Annotated in this window: 12 protein-coding genes; 7 read left to right on the plus strand and 5 right to left on the minus strand. The window is 56.4% G+C overall.

The annotated features are described in order from the left end of the window. Position 1 precedes the first annotated feature (1 nt). From HX792_RS11040 to HX792_RS11055, 4 genes are all read right to left on the minus strand, one after another. A complete protein-coding gene (locus HX792_RS11040) occupies positions 2 to 2,371 on the minus strand; it encodes a TonB-dependent receptor (RefSeq protein WP_176996113.1) in 2,370 nt (789 codons plus the stop codon). A 99-nt stretch (positions 2,372 to 2,470) separates the two neighbouring features. Next, entirely contained in the window at positions 2,471 to 3,448 is a 978-nt protein-coding gene (locus tag HX792_RS11045) for a FecR domain-containing protein (RefSeq protein WP_176996114.1), read from the minus strand. Continuing rightward, positions 3,449 to 3,964, minus strand: coding sequence for a sigma-70 family RNA polymerase sigma factor (locus HX792_RS11050; RefSeq protein ID WP_176996115.1), 516 nt, complete (start codon positions 3,962 to 3,964; stop codon positions 3,449 to 3,451). Between the two features lie 36 nt (positions 3,965 to 4,000). After that, a complete protein-coding gene (locus HX792_RS11055) occupies positions 4,001 to 5,173 on the minus strand; it encodes an MFS transporter (RefSeq protein WP_176996116.1) in 1,173 nt (390 codons plus the stop codon). A gap of 108 nt (positions 5,174 to 5,281) precedes the next feature. Between HX792_RS11055 and HX792_RS11060 the strand changes: the two genes are divergently transcribed. Beyond that, positions 5,282 to 7,441: a TonB-dependent siderophore receptor gene (locus HX792_RS11060; protein WP_176996117.1), complete on the plus strand. Its 2,160-nt coding sequence runs from the start codon at positions 5,282 to 5,284 to the stop codon at positions 7,439 to 7,441. Between the two features lie 73 nt (positions 7,442 to 7,514). On the opposite strand, the gene HX792_RS11065 is transcribed toward HX792_RS11060, so the two are convergent. Then, positions 7,515 to 7,874, minus strand: a complete 360-nt coding sequence (locus HX792_RS11065; protein WP_176996118.1) for a helix-turn-helix domain-containing protein — start codon at positions 7,872 to 7,874, stop codon at positions 7,515 to 7,517. A gap of 106 nt (positions 7,875 to 7,980) precedes the next feature. Between HX792_RS11065 and HX792_RS11070 the strand changes: the two genes are divergently transcribed. From HX792_RS11070 to HX792_RS11095, 6 genes are all read left to right on the plus strand, one after another. Further along, on the plus strand, positions 7,981 to 8,730 hold the full coding sequence (locus tag HX792_RS11070; RefSeq protein ID WP_176996119.1) for an SDR family NAD(P)-dependent oxidoreductase: 750 nt from the start codon (positions 7,981 to 7,983) through the stop codon (positions 8,728 to 8,730). A gap of 662 nt (positions 8,731 to 9,392) precedes the next feature. Continuing rightward, positions 9,393 to 10,610 carry a citrate synthase family protein gene (locus tag HX792_RS11075; RefSeq protein ID WP_218172606.1) on the plus strand — a complete coding sequence of 406 codons (1,218 nt, stop codon included), beginning with the start codon at positions 9,393 to 9,395 and terminating at the stop codon, positions 10,608 to 10,610. Positions 10,611 to 11,274: 664 nt separating this feature from the next. After that, the gene (locus HX792_RS11080) at positions 11,275 to 12,825 is read left to right on the plus strand and encodes an amidase (RefSeq protein ID WP_176996120.1); all 1,551 of its coding nucleotides are present in this window, start codon (positions 11,275 to 11,277) and stop codon (positions 12,823 to 12,825) included. Positions 12,826 to 12,926: 101 nt separating this feature from the next. After that, on the plus strand, positions 12,927 to 13,637 hold the full coding sequence (locus tag HX792_RS11085) for an RraA family protein (protein WP_176996121.1): 711 nt from the start codon (positions 12,927 to 12,929) through the stop codon (positions 13,635 to 13,637). Between the two features lie 28 nt (positions 13,638 to 13,665). Continuing rightward, positions 13,666 to 15,039 (plus strand): MFS transporter, encoded by a 1,374-nt coding sequence (locus tag HX792_RS11090; protein WP_176996122.1) that lies wholly within the window; start codon positions 13,666 to 13,668, stop codon positions 15,037 to 15,039. 69 nt (positions 15,040 to 15,108) lie between these two features. Further along, a complete protein-coding gene (locus tag HX792_RS11095) occupies positions 15,109 to 16,308 on the plus strand; it encodes a mandelate racemase/muconate lactonizing enzyme family protein (protein WP_176996123.1) in 1,200 nt (399 codons plus the stop codon). Positions 16,309 to 16,395: the final 87 nt, after the last annotated feature.

Genomic DNA, 16,395 nt, shown 5'->3' on the forward strand with positions numbered 1-16,395 from the left:
GTCAGAAGTCGACCGTGGCCGACAGGAGGAGGGTGCGCGGTGAACCTTGGGAAAACGCGCCGTAAGAGGCCACGCCGGACCAGTATTCGCGGTCGAACAGGTTCTGCACCGTGGCGCGGAACGTGGTCGGCCGCTCGGCAATGCGTGTGGTGTAGCGCGCACCGATATCGAAGCGGGTCCAGGGTTTGAGCTGCTGGGTGTTGGCCTGGTCCACATACTGGCTGGCGGTGTAGATCGCCCCGCTGGTCAGCGTCAGCCCTTCGACCCATGGGGTGTCCCATTCGGCCCAGACGTTGGCTTGCGCCTTTGGTACGCCCACCGGTGTATTGCCGCGGTTGGCGGCAATGGCTGTTTTGGTCAACTGCGCATCCAGCAGGGTCACGCCGCCCAGCAGCCGCGTGCCCTGGGCGACCTCACCGAACAGGCTCAATTCCAGGCCACGGTTGCGCTGTTCGCCCTGCACGGAAAACCGCCCGGCCGCCAGTTCACCGCTGGGTTTCTGGATCTGGAACAACGCCAGGGTCGACATGAAGGTGCCGTAGTCGAGCTTGATCCCGACTTCGTGCTGACGTGACACGTAAGGGGCGAACACCTCGCCGGCGTTCGCAGCATTGGAGGGCGCCACGTCGCCCTTGCTCAGGCCTTCAAGGTAGTTGTAATAGAACGTCACATGCTCCCAGGGCTTGAGCACGGCGCCGAACAGCGGCAGGGTCTTGCCATCGTCGTAGGGGGTGGTGACTGCGCCTGCGGCGTTGTAGTTATGGGACTGGATGTTCTGTTTGCGCAGGCCGAGGGTGACCTGTACACGCTGGTCCAGCATGGACAGCGTGTCGGCAACAGCCACACCGGACAGTTCGGTGGCAGACACTTTTGGCGCGTCTGGCTTGGCAATGGACGGCTTGGGACTGTCGATGGGGTGGTAGATATTGGACAGCACCGACGCGCCGGAAATGATCCCGCGCGACAGCTCATCGCGATAACGGCTGGCCTGCACGGTGGTGCTGTGGCTGATCGGCCCGGTGTCGAAACGCAGGCGTGCGCCGGCGTCGACCGTGTAGCGCTGCACTTCGAAGCGGTAATAACCCGGGGTTGAATCGGTGTCTCCGGCCGCATTGATGATCCTCGGCGTCTGGTCGGACATTCGCGCTACCGCCGACCGGCCACCGCCGGCGTGGGCAAACAGCGTGAGGCTGTCGTTGAGGTCGTATTCGCCACTGAGCAAGGCAGATTTGTCGCGGGTTCTGGACCAGCCCCAGTCCTGGCTGACATTCGTACGGCCATTCGCAGCGTCTGGAATCTTGACCCCGGGAGCGATCAGGAACGGTCGTGAAGCTGCATCAAATTCCTCTTCCTGGGAGATCAGGTCCAGGCTGGTGCGCAGGCGGTCGCCCTGATAGTCGAGGGACAATGCGCCGATGCCCACTTCGCGCGATTGGGCGTCGATTACCGTCTGGCCTTGCTGCACGCCGCCGTTGAAGCGCACGCCAAACCGACGCTCTTCGCCAAACCGGCGGCTGATATCGATACGGTTGCCCAGATGTGCATTCTGGGCGTAGCTGGCGGTGTAGCGCCTGAGGTCTTCATCGAGGGAGCGCTTGGGCACCACATTGATCACGCCGCCCACCGCGCTGTTGGGTGACATCCCGTAGAGCAGGGCGCCTGGCCCCTTGACCACTTCGATACGCTCGGCGTACTCGGTGAACACCCGGTAGTTGGACGCCACTCCGTACAGGCCGTCAAAGGCCAGTTCGCCGAGGTTGCCTTCGCCGACCGGAAAGCCCCGGATGAAAAACGAGTCGACGATGCCACCGGTCTGCCCGGTAGAACGCACCGAGGAATCGCGCTCCAACACATCGCCCACGGTGGTGGCCTGCTGGTCCTTGATCAACGTGGCGGTGTAGGTGCTGACACTGAACGGCGCATCCATCGCGTCGGCATTGCCGAGCATGCCCAGGCGGCCACCCACCGCTACCTGGCCGCCGGGATACACCGGCAGCAGGCTGTCGGCAGGTTGAACAACCCCGCTGACGGTGGTGTCTTTGAGAGTGACCCGGCGCGACACCAGGGTGTAGCTGCCGTCGCTGCGCAACACCATTTCCAGGCCACTGCCTTCGAGCAGGCGAGTGACGGCTTCAACGGTGGAATACGTACCGGACAAGCCCGGGCTGGTCATGCCCTCCGTAAGGGCGGGAAGGAATGACAGCGCGATACCTGCGTCCACGGCAAAGCTCGACAGCGTTGCGCCGAGCGGGCCCGGGGCGATGTGGTAACTGCGGACCGAGACGGCGTCCAGCTGCGCCGGTGCGGCCGCCATGACGGCACCGGCCCCGGTTATCGCCAGGCTGAGCAGCGCACTGCGAATCACAAGCATCAAACAGGCCCCGTGGACGAAAGGGAAAGGAGGTTCCAGTGTTTGCCAGCCGAGATCGAAAAAGGTATCAGCGCTTCGGCGCTTTATTTTTCAGGCGGCTCAGGCCGGGGCCAGGGTGACCCAATAACCGCTCAAGTGGCCGGTGGCGATGACCGGGTAGGTCTGCACCAGCATGTTCAAGGTGCGCTGGGTGTCGGCGATGGGAAACGCGCCGGAAATACGCAGGTTGGCAATGGCTGGATCGCAGCGCACGAAACCACGGCGGTAGCGCGCCAACTCGGCAACGAAATCGGCCAGGCGCATGTTGTCGGCCATCAGCATGCCTTGAATCCAGGCGCTGGCATTGCGGTCGATGGGGTTGAGAGAGCCAAAGTGCAGTGCGGAAAAATCCGTGCGTTGCCCGGCGTTGATGATCAGCGGTGCGGTCTGGCTGTTCTCGGCCAGCATCACTTTGACCGCGCCGTCCAGCACCGCCAGGTGAGTGCGCGAGCTCACTTCACGCACGGTAAAACGAGTGCCCAGGGCTTGCATGCGCCCCTGTCGAGTGCTGACCAGGAACGGGCGGGGCAGGGCAGCGGTATCCGGCGCAGTCTGCACCAGTATTTCGCCTTCGCGCAGATGAACCCGGCGCTGCTGGCTGTCGAACAGCACGTCGATGGCGGTTTCGGTGTTGAGGGTGATGCGTGAGCCATCGGCCAGGGTCAGTTCGCGGCGTTCGCCGACGCGGGTGCGGTAATCCGCCGTCCACTGTTGGGTGTGCGCCAGCTTCCAGCTGCCCCAACCAACCGGCATCGCCGCCAGCAACAGGGCCAGTTTGCCCAGAGCGGCACGACGTTGCGGATTGCTGGGCCGGTCCAGTGCCGACATCGCCAGGGACGGCGGCAGGCCGCCCAGCTTGCTCTGCAGCAATTGTGCACGGGCCCAGGCGCGATCCCGTTCCGGGCTGCTGACTTTCCAGCGTTCCCACTCGGCGCGCTCGCTGTCGCTGAGGTCGTTTTCGCTCAAGCGCATCAACCATTCAGCGGCTTCTTCGAGCACTTCGGGGGTCAGGGGTGGTTCCTTGCGCAGGCTGAGCATTTATTCAACCAGCATCAGGCACTGCACGAACGCCTGCTTCATGTAGCGTTTGACGGTAATCAGCGAGACATCCAGTTGCTCGGCGATGGCCTGGTACTTGAGGCCGTTAAGCTGTGACAACAGGAACGCACGCTTGACCAGCGGCGGCAGCGAATCGAGCATCGCGTCGATTTCGTGCAGGGTTTCCAACACCAGGAAGTGGGCTTCGGGGGAGGGCGCTTCTTGTGCCGGCAGGGTCGCCAAGGCTTCCAGATAAGCGCGCTCAAGGGCTTTGCGCTGGTACCAGTTGACCAGAATGCCCTTGGCCACGCAGGTCAGGTAGGCACGCGGCTGGTCGATCACCGTGACCTGGGACGCCAGGATACGGGTGAAGGTGTCCTGGGCAAGGTCCGCCGCATCCATGGCGTTGCCGAGTTTTCGTTTCAGCGTGGCGTACAGCCAACCGTGATGCCCGCTGTACAGGGCCTCGATTGCCCGCAAGTGGTTGTTGTTATCGGCGGGAAGGGTTTGGCTCATGGCGCGCATCTGTGCAATTGAGAAGTATTCCCAATGCTAAGTGACAACACGCCGGTAGCGCAACGCGAGAATCGCAATCACCGCCAGCCCGTAGGCAACGCACACGAAGAAGTAGGTAAGTGCAAGGCCATAGACATGGTTGAGTAAACCACCGAGGGCGATGCCGGCAATTGAAGCAAACTGCGCCGTGCCTTGGGCGATGCCGAGCACATGGCCCTGGTTCGAACTGTTGGCAGTGTTTGAAATCAGCGCCATCAGCACTGGTGTGGTCGCGCCCAGCAACATGCCCCACACGAAGTAGCACAGCACGAACACCATCGGGTTACGGGTGATACCGGCCAATGCGGTGAGGGCGATGCAGCCGAGCGTCACGTAAGTGATACGCCGCAGTGAATCCATTTGCGTGCGGCCTTCGAAGTAACGCGCCCAGGCCGTCGCGGACACAATGAAACCCAGCGCCATCAAGCCATAGCAGAGGCCGACCACGGCGTTACTGACGTTGAATACCGCACTCACATACAGCGAAAACGACGTTTGCGGCAGCATCCGCGCCATTAGCAGCAGGCCCATCACCGCCAACAGTGGGAGCAGGGCAGAACCACGCCATGCGACGCCTGTGGAAGCAGCAACGGTTTTCTTCGCTGGCGGCACATCTGGCAAGGTCAAGGCTGCAATCACCGTGCACATCGCACAGAGTGCCGAGGCACTGAGGTTGATCCAGAAAAACGTTGCGTGATCGAGGATCAAGCCACCCAGCACCGCCCCTAAAAGAGAGCCGACATTGGTGGAAATCTGCAGCAGCGCAAACAGCCGTGCGCGCCGCGAAGGCACCTCGATACTGACCCCATACGCCTGGGCCGGCGCGATGTATCCGGCGCAGGCGCCTTGCAAAAAACGCAGGATCAGCACCGCCCAGATATCGCTGAAAAACGCCAGGCCCAGCTGGGTCAGGGTCAACCCGGCCAGGGCGCGAATCATCATCAGCTTGTGACCGTAACGGTCGCCGATGCGGCCCCAGAATGCGCTGGTCAGCAGGATGCCCAGCATCGGCCCGACATACACCGCGATGCTGGCGACACTGAACAACGTATCGGACGTGGTCAGCCCGCGCAGGTACACAGGCCAGAACGGGCCACTCATTTCCATCGCGCCCATGGACACGAGCTGGATGGCGAACAACAGGGCAATCAGAACGCGGGTGGGCGGCATGCGTCAGTCTCGTTTTCTAAAAAAGGCTGTCAGGGCTGATACTTTTTCGCGCGTCGGCTGGCATCAGGGGTAATTCCCATTTCATCTCACTGAAAGGTCCCTGACGTCATGCCCGTTGCCAGCCGGTTAACATTCGCCATTCGTACTGCCTTGCTGTTGGCCGCCACCAACACCTGGGCCGCCACCACAGAGTCGAGCGACGACAGCGCGCAGAGCCTGACGCTTGAAGCGACGAACGTCAACGCCGTTTACAGCGGGCCCAGTGACCTGCCTGAAGCGTTTGCCGGCGACCAAGTGGCACGCGGCGCACGCTTGGGCATGCTGGGCAACAAGGACGTGATGGACACGCCATTCAGCGTCACCAGCTACACCGCCAAGACCCTTGCCGACCTGCAAACCGTGACCGTGGCCGACGCGTTGGAGCGTGATCCGTCGGTGCGTTCCACCGGGCAAACCGGTGGCATCGTCGACTCGTTTTTCATCCGTGGCTTTGCGATTGGCGAAGGTAACCTGGGCGAGTTGGCCTATGACGGCGTGTACGGCGTAGCGCCAAACTACCGCGCGTTTACCGAGTACGCCGAGCGCATCGAAGTGCTCAAGGGACCGGGTGCGCTGATGTACGGCATCTCGCCCAACAGTGGCGTGGGTGGCGTGATCAACATCGTGCCCAAACGTCCGCTGGAGGAAGACCTGACCCGCTTTACCGGCAGTTATGCTTCGGACAGCCAAACCGGTGGCCATCTGGATATCAGCCGTCGTTTTGGTGAGGAAAACCAATTCGGTGTGCGCTTCAATGGCAGCCTGCAGGGCGGTGATACGGCGATCGACAACCAGCATCGCGACGTGGGCATTGGTGCCATCGCCCTGGATTATCGCGGGGAACGGCTGCGCCTGAACCTGGACTACATCAGCCAGAAGGAAAGCTGGGAGGGCGCCTCGCGGCCGTTCACGATCGCGCCAGGCGTAGAGGTGCCTTCTGCCGCCAATGGGCGCACCAGTTTGCCGCAAAAGTGGGGTTGGTCCGACACCAAGGAGCAATCTGCTTTGCTCGGCGGTGAATACGACCTGAACGATAACCTGACCGTATTCGCCCACGCCGGTGGCGGTAAGTCGGATGTGAAACGCATGTCTGACCAGGTGCCACGTATTCTCAATGCGGCCGGCGATACCAGCAACATTCCGGGTTACTACAAGTTCAACGTCGACCGATCAACCGCGGATGTTGGCCTTCGCGGCCGTTTCGACACCGGCCCGGTGACCCATATCACCACGCTGATGGCGACGCGTTACCAGGACGAACTGTCCCGGGGCATCACCAACGGCACGGAAATCCGTTCCAACATCTACCACCCGGTGGACACGCCCAAGCAATACCTCAATACGCCCAAAGTGCTGCGCATTTCTGAATCGGATTTGTCCGGCGTAGCACTGACTGACACCCTCGGCATCTTGGACGACCGCATCCAACTGACCCTTGGCGTGCGCCGGCAAGACATTGAATCGCGTAACTACAACGCGGCGGGTGCCGTCAGTTCGCGCTACAAAGACAATGCCACCACGCCGTTGGTAGGCGTGGTGGTCAAGCCGTGGGATGACGTGTCGCTGTACTACAACTATGTAGAAGGGTTGAGCAAAGGTGACATCGCACCGGGCACGGCCATCAATGCCGGGGAGACCTTTGCACCCTATACGTCCAAGCAGCATGAAGTGGGCGTCAAGTATGAGCACGGCACCTTCATGACCACCGTGGCGTTGTTCCAGATTGAAAAGCCCAGCGGCGAGATTGGCAGCAACAATGTGTACTCGGTGCAGGCCGAGCAACGTAACCGAGGTGTGGAATTGAGCATGTTCGGCGAAGTTGCACCCGGCACGCGATTGATGGGGGGCGTGACGGTGCTGGATGGCGAGTTGACGAAATCGGCCACCGCCGCGAACAAGGGCAACAAACCAGTCGGCGTACCCGACATTCAAGCCAACCTGTGGGCAGAGTGGGACACGCCGTGGCTGGAAGGTTTTACCCTCACGGGAGGGGCGATCTATACCGACAGCCAGTATGTGAACCAGGCCAATACTCAGGAGCTGGATTCATGGACACGCATCGATGCAGGTGCACGTTATGCAACGAAGATAGAAGGGCGACCGACTACGTTCCGCGCGACAGTCCAGAACGTGTTTGATCGTGAGTATTGGTCGGGCGTGGCGTCATATGGCGCGTTTTCGCCGGGTTATCCGAGGACATTGCAATTGTCGGCGACGGTAGATTTCTGATCTTCAATCGAACCGAGTGCATATAACTCAACTAAATAGTCATTTAGTTGAGTTGGCTATCAGGGCAGGGGATTCAAGACTGGGAGAGGGTGGCAGTACGTCGCTCAGCGATACGCTCAACGGTTTGCATATGCTCAGTACCCCATTGGCACAAAGCCCCCAGCGCCGTAGCCAGGGAATGCCCGAAAGGTGTCAGAGAATACTCGACCTTGGGCGGTATTTCCTGGAAATCCACGCGGGAGATGATCTCGTCGCGCTCCAATTCCTTGAGTTGCTGGATCAGCACTTTATCGGTCACGCCGCCAATCGCGCGTCGTAATTCACCATATCGATGAACATTTTGCGCCAGGTTGAACAGCACCAAGGGCTTCCATTTGCCGCCAATCACCGCCAGGGCGGCCTCGAGCCCGCAGTTAAATGAGTTGTTGGCCATGATCGAGAAGGCTCCACAGGGGGGGTACTTACTAAAAGGTGCATACTATTCAAAAAAATAGCGCAGATCTACAGTTGGGCCTCAACCTTATTCTTCGGAGTTCACCATGGGCAGGCTCAACGGAAAAATCGCAGTCATCACCGGTGGCAACAGCGGCATCGGCCTGGCAACCGCCATTCGTTTTGCGGCTGAAGGCGCCCAAGTCATCATTGTAGGGCGCCGGCAGGAAGAACTGGACAAAGCGCTGCAACTGATCGGTCCTGAAGCCATTGCCATACAAGGCGACATTTCAAAACTGGACGACCTTGATCGCGTGTTCACTCAAGTCAAAGCCGCCAAGGGCCGGGTTGACGTGTTGTTCGCCAACGCCGGCCTGGGGGATTTCCAACCGATCGGCGTGATCACGGAGGAATCGTTTGACCGTACCTTCGGCATCAACGTCAAGGGCACGCTGTTCACCGTACAAAAAGCCTTGCCACTGATGAGTGCCGGCAGCTCTGTGATCCTGACGGGATCGACCACCGGAACCATGGGCACACCGGCATTCAGCGTGTACAGCGCGACAAAAGCGGCGCTGCGGAATTTCGCCAGAAGCTGGGCATTGGACCTCAAAGGCACGGGCATTCGCGTCAACGTGCTGTCGCCAGGTCCGATCTCGACGCCAGGCCTGGACCTCGCGCTTTCAGGCACAGGTCAGAAGGAAGCGATCATTGACGACATGACCGCGCAGGTTCCGTTGAACCGCATTGGCAAGCCGGAAGAAGTCGCAGCCGCCGCGTTGTTCCTGGCATCGGATGAGAGCAGCTTCATGACGGGCAGTGAAATGTTTGTTGATGGTGGGTTTGCTCAGGTTTGAGGTAGATGGGGGTTTTGCCTGTTGAAATCTGACGGGCACTGCCTCTGATGACGCAATGCGATATTACGCATAATGTATATTATGTTAAATAATGTGTTATGTCAGATATGTCCATGAGCTACGTAAGTCACTGATTCGACGAATTCATGTTTGATGTCTACTCTCTCAACGGGCCATGTCCATAGTGTTCATGCTGCGACGCATCTACGCGCGATTGAGGCTTGCTACTTGAGCCGATTCTGGCTTTTCTGAAGTGGCCGCCAAGCCGGTAATCTGATCGCCCGAATTGGAGTAGTTCCAATTGCGCTTTTTCCTCAGATCGATGCACATACCCGTGACGAGTACCTACGGTTGCTTGAGTAATACCCGTCCTGGTGTGTCCCCGTTACATTCTGCGAGTCCGTCATAACTCAATTGCTTTCGCCGTGACGATATCAGTTGATCAAGAACACGCGTCACCCGCCTCCTCTTTGCCAGCCTACATGTTCAAGGGGCTGGCTCAGGTATCGATTGGGCTGCGCTTCATCTGAACTCTAACATCATGCAAGATTCATCAATTGCGCCCCCCTAACCAGTAACCGGAATCAATTGGTCTAGGGTGGATTGGACGGCGGATAGGAATGTGAAAAAGGTAGATATATTGATTTTTCTTTGTAATATTTATGTTTATCAATATTTTCGAGTCATATGGTGCTATGCCGGAATATCTCTCTACTAAAGAAACCGCAGCTCGACTTGGGATTTCTCGCCAGACGCTCTACGCCTATGTCAGCCGCGGCATGCTTCAATCCCTGCCAAGCGATATCCCTCGTGAAAGCCGTTATTTGGAAAGCGAGGTCGAACACCTCGCGCTTAAACGGCGTCGCGGAAGAAAATCAAAGGATGTGGCGAAGGCGACGCTCGATTGGGGCTTTCCGGTGCTTGAGTCATCGATTTCACTGATTCAAGATCAGCACTTGTATTATCGCGGGCTGGATGCGATTGCACTCGCGCAAACAATGACCCTTGAAGACGTTTCTGCCCATTTATGGCAAATGTCAAAGGCAACTGCCTTTAAGAATAATCATCCGGTTGAATCTACTGGTCAGGTAGCGCTTTCGAAACTGCCCCCCGAGAGATTCGAACAAAGTATTCTGCGCGACTTCACCCTCATTAGTGAGGATATTGGGACCGCTGCATGGCAACGTTCCCCTGAACAAATTGCTGGGGGCTGCGGAACACTCGTTCGATTATTGGCCGCTTGCTTGCTGAACTCTCAGCCGAGCGCGGAACCGATTCACATGCAATGTGCGAAGAAGTGGAATCTCGATGCTGAGGGAGCAGATTTAATCCGAATGGCACTCGTGCTCTGCGCAGACCATGAATTAAACACCTCGTCTTTCGTCGCTCGCTGCGTGGCATCCACGGGAGCAAGCCTACGTGCAGCTGTGATTGCCGGCCTTGCTGCGCTAACCGGCACTCGCCACGGTGGCACTACAGCACGTGGCGAAGCGCTTTGGGAGGAGCTGGGCGAAAGTCAGCCCATAGCTAAATTGCACGCGCGTCTTGCTCGAGGCGAAGACCTCCCTGGTTTCGGACACCATGTTTATCCGTCCGGAGATCCTCGCGCAGTTGCATTGCTCAGCCGTGTTTTGCCTCACCATCAGAAGTGGCAAGCTTTTATAGATGAAGGCGCCAAATTGGTAGGTGCTCGTCCTTCGGTAGATCTCGCGCTGGTTGCGCTAAGGCGACATCTAAATTTACCCGTTGGTGCCGCATTCGGTCTGTTCGCGCTAGGTCGTTCGGCTGGCTGGATCGCCCATGCTATTGAGCAGCGCACGATGAAGGATCTTATACGGCCTCGAGCCGCATATGTCGGCCCTACTCCCATACCTTCATAGGCGGACCCGCTTCCTTTATCCAAAGGAAGCAGACGAGCAATCGAAGACGTCAAGACCTATTGCACTGCTTTGTGTCGAAAGCCCTACGTGCCATCTTTTAGCGATATAAAGCAGTGCAAACGTTGACAGTTATAACTGACATCCGCATGAGATCAGAGCGCTCTTCCCCCCCCAAAAAAAAATATAGACTTGACGCCTTCTTATAGCGTGGCCAATCGCTCTTGCGCGCTTGGTAAATCGCCGCTTTCACTAAGCATCTACGAATACCGCCTGCACAAAACACGCTGCGTTCTGCGATTGGCGTGACTGAGCCCTTTGATTACTGCAATCACCTAGCACTGGCAGTTGAGGCGCTCGTACTGCTCGCAAACTGTCAGGAGCCCCGTCAAGCAGACGTCGTAGTTTCATCGTACGAGTAACCGTAAGGCGGGCAACCGAAATACCCTCCCCCTCGTTAGCTGTCTGACCTTCACGATCTTACAGAACGCCGTCCCGTTAGAGATCGCGCCCAGAAGCTGGTCGTCTTTCTGGCCCGAATCGGAGAGTCGGTGAGCTCAACAAATGTTGATTATATTAATCAATATTTACATATTATTCTGTAGGAATATTATCAGATCAACATATATGTCGATCGTCGCTCAACGCTATTTCGAGGCTGGTCACTATGCGTTTCTCCACTCTTTCAGTTCTTGGCGCTGTCGCCACACTGCTCTCGGGGCCTTCTATGTCATCTCCCGTTCTGCCCGCTCTCGCAAGAGAAAGCGATCCTTTGGTAACGATCTCGCAAACATTGGAGGTGCAGTCAAATGGCTCGATGACTTGTGTCGCTATTGCCCAGCAGTCGTTGGACGCAATCCGTCGTCTCAACCCTGCCCTGAACGCATTTATCACTGTGAATCCGAACTTGCTATCTGATGCTGCAAGTCTAGATGCCCTTCGTGAGGCGGGAACGGTCTTACCGCTGCACTGCGTCACGGTTGCGGTAAAAGACAACATAGATGTCGCTGGCATGCCGACAACCGGCGGATCCGTGCTGCTCCAGAACAATCAACCTGAACATGATGCCGACGTAATAAGCCGCCTCCGCGCCGCCGGCGCATTATTTGTCGGCAAGACCAATCTCGACGAGCTGGCTGTCGCAGGCAGCACGATTAGTTCGGTCGGCGGGCAAACGCTGAATCCGTACGACAAGACACGGTTTGCGGCTGGCTCCAGCGGTGGTTCCGCGGTATCGGCATCGATCGGGATTTCAGTATGTTCTATCGGTACCGAGACCGTGAACTCGCTGCGTAACGCGGCAAGTTCAGCCAGTGTTGTAGGGGTTCGTACAACACCTGGTCTCGTTAGTCGAAACGGCGTTATCCCTCTGTCCTCGTCAATGGATGTCGTGGGGCCGATCTGCCGTAACGTTGAAGATTCGGCGCGAATGCTTGAACAAATGACAGGGGTCGTACAGAGCAACTCAGCAATAGCGGCGGATGAAGCGGCGCACAAACAAATTGCCCTGGAAAACTTGCACCCTGCAGATCTAAAAGGCATGCGGCTCGGCGTGCTCAGAAATCTCTTTTCAACCGAAGCAGATGGTGCACCAACTAATAAAGTCCTCGACGCCGCGCTCGACAAATTACGCTCGGCCGGCGCCCAGATCGTTTTAATTGACGATACGGAGTTCGACTCTGCGACGTCGAATGAGCGCATGAACGTAAGTAACTATGAGTTCCGCCCTTTGTTCGATAAGTATTTGTCGTCGATCAAAGGTGTTTCCGGTGTTGAAAACACCAAGGATTACTATGATGCACACCGGTTCCCAGCGTCGACGATGGAAAAGTTCCTAAAGAATGCGGTTAGTTGGGATGATCCTTTAGATATGCCTGAGTATCTCGCCGCACTTCGATACACCGCAACATTTAAGACGAAACTTCTTGACCTGATAAGTACGCATCAACTTGATGCACTTGTGTACCCATCACAGAAGCGCCCTCCGATTTTGCAAACAGACAAGCCACGTCCAGAACGTAACGGGGTATTTGCTTCTGCTATGGGGCTGCCAGCTATTGATCTACCGGCGGGCTTCACTGCACCGACTGAAAGCGCACCAGTAGGATTGCCGGTGGGTATGGATTTGCTTGCTCGGCCGCATGATGACATGAAACTACTCAATGTCGCCTTGGCCATTGAAAAAACGCTTAATGCGCGCCGCGCTCCCTTGCTTTAGCGCCCGTAATGTTCAGAGCAGCGTTGCGGAAAACACAACCGCCCGCATTGTTGACTGAATAAAGATCGCTGCCACTTCAACAACAATAAGGAGACTCCCGTATGACTAATCAGAGTTCTAATGACGACCGCGTTGGATGGCCGCCTGGTTTCTTTATCGGTTCGCGTGAGCGAGTCCCGACGGATACTCAAATCACTGCCTATACCGGTAGGCCAGTCGCGACAATCGGAGATTGTCTCGGACGTAGTTTGGGAGCGATAGGTTTGAAGGCTTACCACGAGTCTTTGCGCCTGACGATGTGCGGTCCTGCGCTCACCGTGCGCGTGCGCCCCGGCGACAATTTGATGATCCATAAGGCGTTGGAACTCGCGAGAGCCGGTGACGTGCTGGTCATCGATGGTGGCGGGGATCTGTCACAGGCGGTAATTGGAGGCCTGATACGAACCACTGCGCTGGCTGCAAGATTAAGCGGGATCGTTCTGGACGGGGCATTGCGCGATGTCGCTGAATGGAGTGATGGTTGCATGCCCATTTTCGCGAAGGGACACACTCATCGCGGACCGACGAAGAGTGGCCCTGGAGAGATCAATATTCCGATCGCATGCTCTGGTATGACGATAGCGCCAGGAGATCTGGTGATTGGGGATGCTGACGGTGTGATCTCTATTCCAGTCGACCAGTTGGATGAGTTGCTGCCACGGGTTCTTGAGCATGAGCGGCATGAAGCGGTCATTCGCGAGGCTAATGCCAGTCGCAGCTCCGATCCTGAGCGCTTCAACGCGATTCTTCGCGCTTGCGGATGCCCGGTCTGAGTGTTGTTTGTATCAAGGAGCCAATGAAATGAAATCTATTGCATTGCACTCGCCTGACGCTTCATGTCAGGTCACGAGTACCCCAATCAGCTTTTCCGGTCAGCAGAAATCGGTACTTGAGAAAGTCCGCCGTCGCATGTTGCCTATATTGATGCTGTGTTACTTCGCTGCTTTTCTTGATCGGGTTAATGTCGGTGTTGCTGCGCTTCAGATGAATACTGACCTTGGTCTAACCAATGCTCAATTCGGACTAGGTGCGGGGCTTTTTTTTGTGGGCTACGTCATATTCGAAGTGCCGAGTAATCTTCTGCTGGTGCGTCTTGGTGCGCGCCGATGGATGCCACGAATTCTCATCAGCTGGGGGATCGTGTCGGCATGCATGGCTCTGGCTTGGGATCAAAGTAGCTTCTATGCTTTAAGAACGTTGCTTGGAATTGCAGAGGCTGGTTTTTTTCCCGGCATGCTCTTTTATTTGACACTTTGGTTTCCACGCAACTATCGGGCAGGTGTTTATTCCTTACTCTCGGTGGCGGTTCCACTCTCGTCGGTCGTTGGCGTACCTCTATCTAGCTGGATACTGAATAACTTTCACGGTTTTGCGGGGCTAAAGAGCTGGCAATGGATGTTCATTATTGAAGGGATGCCTGCGATTATTATGGGGGGAGTGTTCTATTACTTTCTGCCAAGCCGCCCTGAGGAGGCAACATTCCTGAGTTCGGATGAACGGACTACTCTTGTCGACCTGATGCACGCTGATCGAGGGGCGCACCAGCTTGCTAATAAGCATGAAAATGGTCACTCTTCATTGATACGAATGTTCGGAGACAAACGAATATGGGCTATGTGCCTAATCGAGATGTGCCTGATCATCGGATCAAATAGCACAGCAATTTGGATGCCGCAGTTTGTCAATACATCTCATGTTCAGATGTCGTTAATGCAAGTAGGATTTATCGCAGCGTTGCCACCTTTGGCTGCGTGCGCCGCAATTTTATTCAGCGGATGGAATGCTGACCGAACTGGCAGGCGTGTCGCGCATGTTGCAATCCCTTTTTTGATCGCCAGCGCAGGGTTTGCATTAACTGCATGCTCGGATTCCGATTTGGTACGACTGATCGGGCTAGTGATCGGGAGCGCCGGAATTTCAGCGAGTATTCCGAACGTTTGGTATATCCCAACAGCACTGCTTTCGGGCTCTGCAGGTGCTGCCGGGCTTGCTCTGATCAATTCGGTTGGAAGCTTCGGTGGTATTTTTGGCCCCTATGTAATTGGTGAAATACGAGACTTAACCGGTTCCTTCAATGGTTCCTTGCTGTTTCTCGCCGGCGTGGTAGCACTCGCCTCAATCACTGTAACCATACTTGGGCATCGGATGCGGTTTATATTAAATCCTCCAGCATAACACGACCTCAATTCACCCTATTACGACTTGGTCCCCGACGCGATATCGGGTTTCACGTAGGAAATAAAAATGAATAATCAAGTAAGAAATTGTCTACTTTCGTCGAGCAACGCTCGGATCAAAGAAGTACGAATTATATCAGTCGCCGCTGCACCTCGATCGAATTGGTCATTTTTATCCATCGACACAGATGATGGGCGAACTGGCTGGGGCGAACTTACATTGCGCTCGCATGAGCGCTTGCTCGACTTGGCACTCGAAGAATTGCGACCATCTTTAATCGGCAAATCGCTTACACAAGTTTTTAGCGATTTCGCAGCGCGCCCATCCTTACCAAGTGGGCGAGTAGGCAATACACTGCTATCCGCGCTTGACCAGGCTGCAACTGACTTAGTTGCGCAAGTGAAGGGGCAGCCTATTTTTGAATTACTGGGCTGTCGACGTAAGCGGCCGTTGCGCGGTTACGCGACAGTCAATCGAAGCGTTCGTGAACGCACGCCGGAAGGATTTGCTCAAGCAAGCCTGCGTGCGGTCGAGGCAGGTTTTCGAGGTGTCAAGATTATGCCATTTGACGCATTGCTTCCCGCGACAGCTGCAACTCTTCAGGGCAAGCACGAAATCGAGCGAGCGCTTGAGCGAGTAGAGGCGGTGCGTGAGACGGTAGGCAGTGGAGTTCAGTTGATGGTCGATTGCCACTGGCGACTTGATGAAGCTAGCGCATTAACATTTATCGAGCGTGCTGCGCAATCACACCTGCATTGGGTCGAATGCCCTGTGCCCGAAAGTGAATTATGGGATGCCGCTATCGCACGACTACGTCAGCATGCAAATGCCTGTGGGATACTGTTAGCGGGTGCCGAGAACGGAGTCTGCGCTAGTGGGTACACTCGCTTTATCCAAAAAGGGCTCTATGATGTAGTGATGCCTGATATCAAGTATTGCGGTGGTTATGGCGAGCTGGGGCATATCGTCCGCCTAGCGCGGGAAAATGGCGTTTCCGTGTCATTACATAATCCTAGTGGACCCGTCGCGCACATGCATTCGTTACATGCATGCTTAGCCCTAGGGCTCGACGAGCCGATCGAGCATCAATTTTCGGAGTCGCCTCTTTTTCAATCCATAATAAACGGTGTTGGGCCGATTACTGCGAATGGCAGTTTCGAGATTGGTGAGGCTGCGGGCCTTGGAGTTTCGGTTGATACTGAGCGTGCTGCAAGTCACCCGCTTGCTTATGTTCCACTTTCGCTAGCCGATCCCAGCTTTGCGTAGGGAATTACCGGAAGGCAAGAAAATCCCTTGATCATTTTTGATGTCGAAGCATTGAGTAGATTCGCATGCTAGGCTAACTACGCAGAC

The organism is Pseudomonas sp. B6002, from assembly GCF_013385985.1.
Lineage (GTDB): Bacteria > Pseudomonadota > Gammaproteobacteria > Pseudomonadales > Pseudomonadaceae > Aquipseudomonas.

Excerpts from the sequence above, each read along its gene's own strand:
- HX792_RS11040 (WP_176996113.1), bottom strand. The coding sequence starts at position 2,371 with ATGCTTGTGATTCGCAGTGCGCTGCTCAGCCTGGCGATAACCGGGGCC.
- HX792_RS11045 (WP_176996114.1), bottom strand. The coding sequence starts at position 3,448 with ATGCTCAGCCTGCGCAAGGAACCACCCCTGACCCCCGAAGTGCTCGAA.
- HX792_RS11050 (WP_176996115.1), bottom strand. The coding sequence starts at position 3,964 with ATGAGCCAAACCCTTCCCGCCGATAACAACAACCACTTGCGGGCAATC.
- HX792_RS11055 (WP_176996116.1), bottom strand. The coding sequence starts at position 5,173 with ATGCCGCCCACCCGCGTTCTGATTGCCCTGTTGTTCGCCATCCAGCTC.
- HX792_RS11060 (WP_176996117.1), top strand. The coding sequence starts at position 5,282 with ATGCCCGTTGCCAGCCGGTTAACATTCGCCATTCGTACTGCCTTGCTG.
- HX792_RS11065 (WP_176996118.1), bottom strand. The coding sequence starts at position 7,874 with ATGGCCAACAACTCATTTAACTGCGGGCTCGAGGCCGCCCTGGCGGTG.
- HX792_RS11070 (WP_176996119.1), top strand. The coding sequence starts at position 7,981 with ATGGGCAGGCTCAACGGAAAAATCGCAGTCATCACCGGTGGCAACAGC.
- HX792_RS11075 (WP_218172606.1), top strand. The coding sequence starts at position 9,393 with ATGTTTATCAATATTTTCGAGTCATATGGTGCTATGCCGGAATATCTC.
- HX792_RS11080 (WP_176996120.1), top strand. The coding sequence starts at position 11,275 with ATGCGTTTCTCCACTCTTTCAGTTCTTGGCGCTGTCGCCACACTGCTC.
- HX792_RS11085 (WP_176996121.1), top strand. The coding sequence starts at position 12,927 with ATGACTAATCAGAGTTCTAATGACGACCGCGTTGGATGGCCGCCTGGT.
- HX792_RS11090 (WP_176996122.1), top strand. The coding sequence starts at position 13,666 with ATGAAATCTATTGCATTGCACTCGCCTGACGCTTCATGTCAGGTCACG.
- HX792_RS11095 (WP_176996123.1), top strand. The coding sequence starts at position 15,109 with ATGAATAATCAAGTAAGAAATTGTCTACTTTCGTCGAGCAACGCTCGG.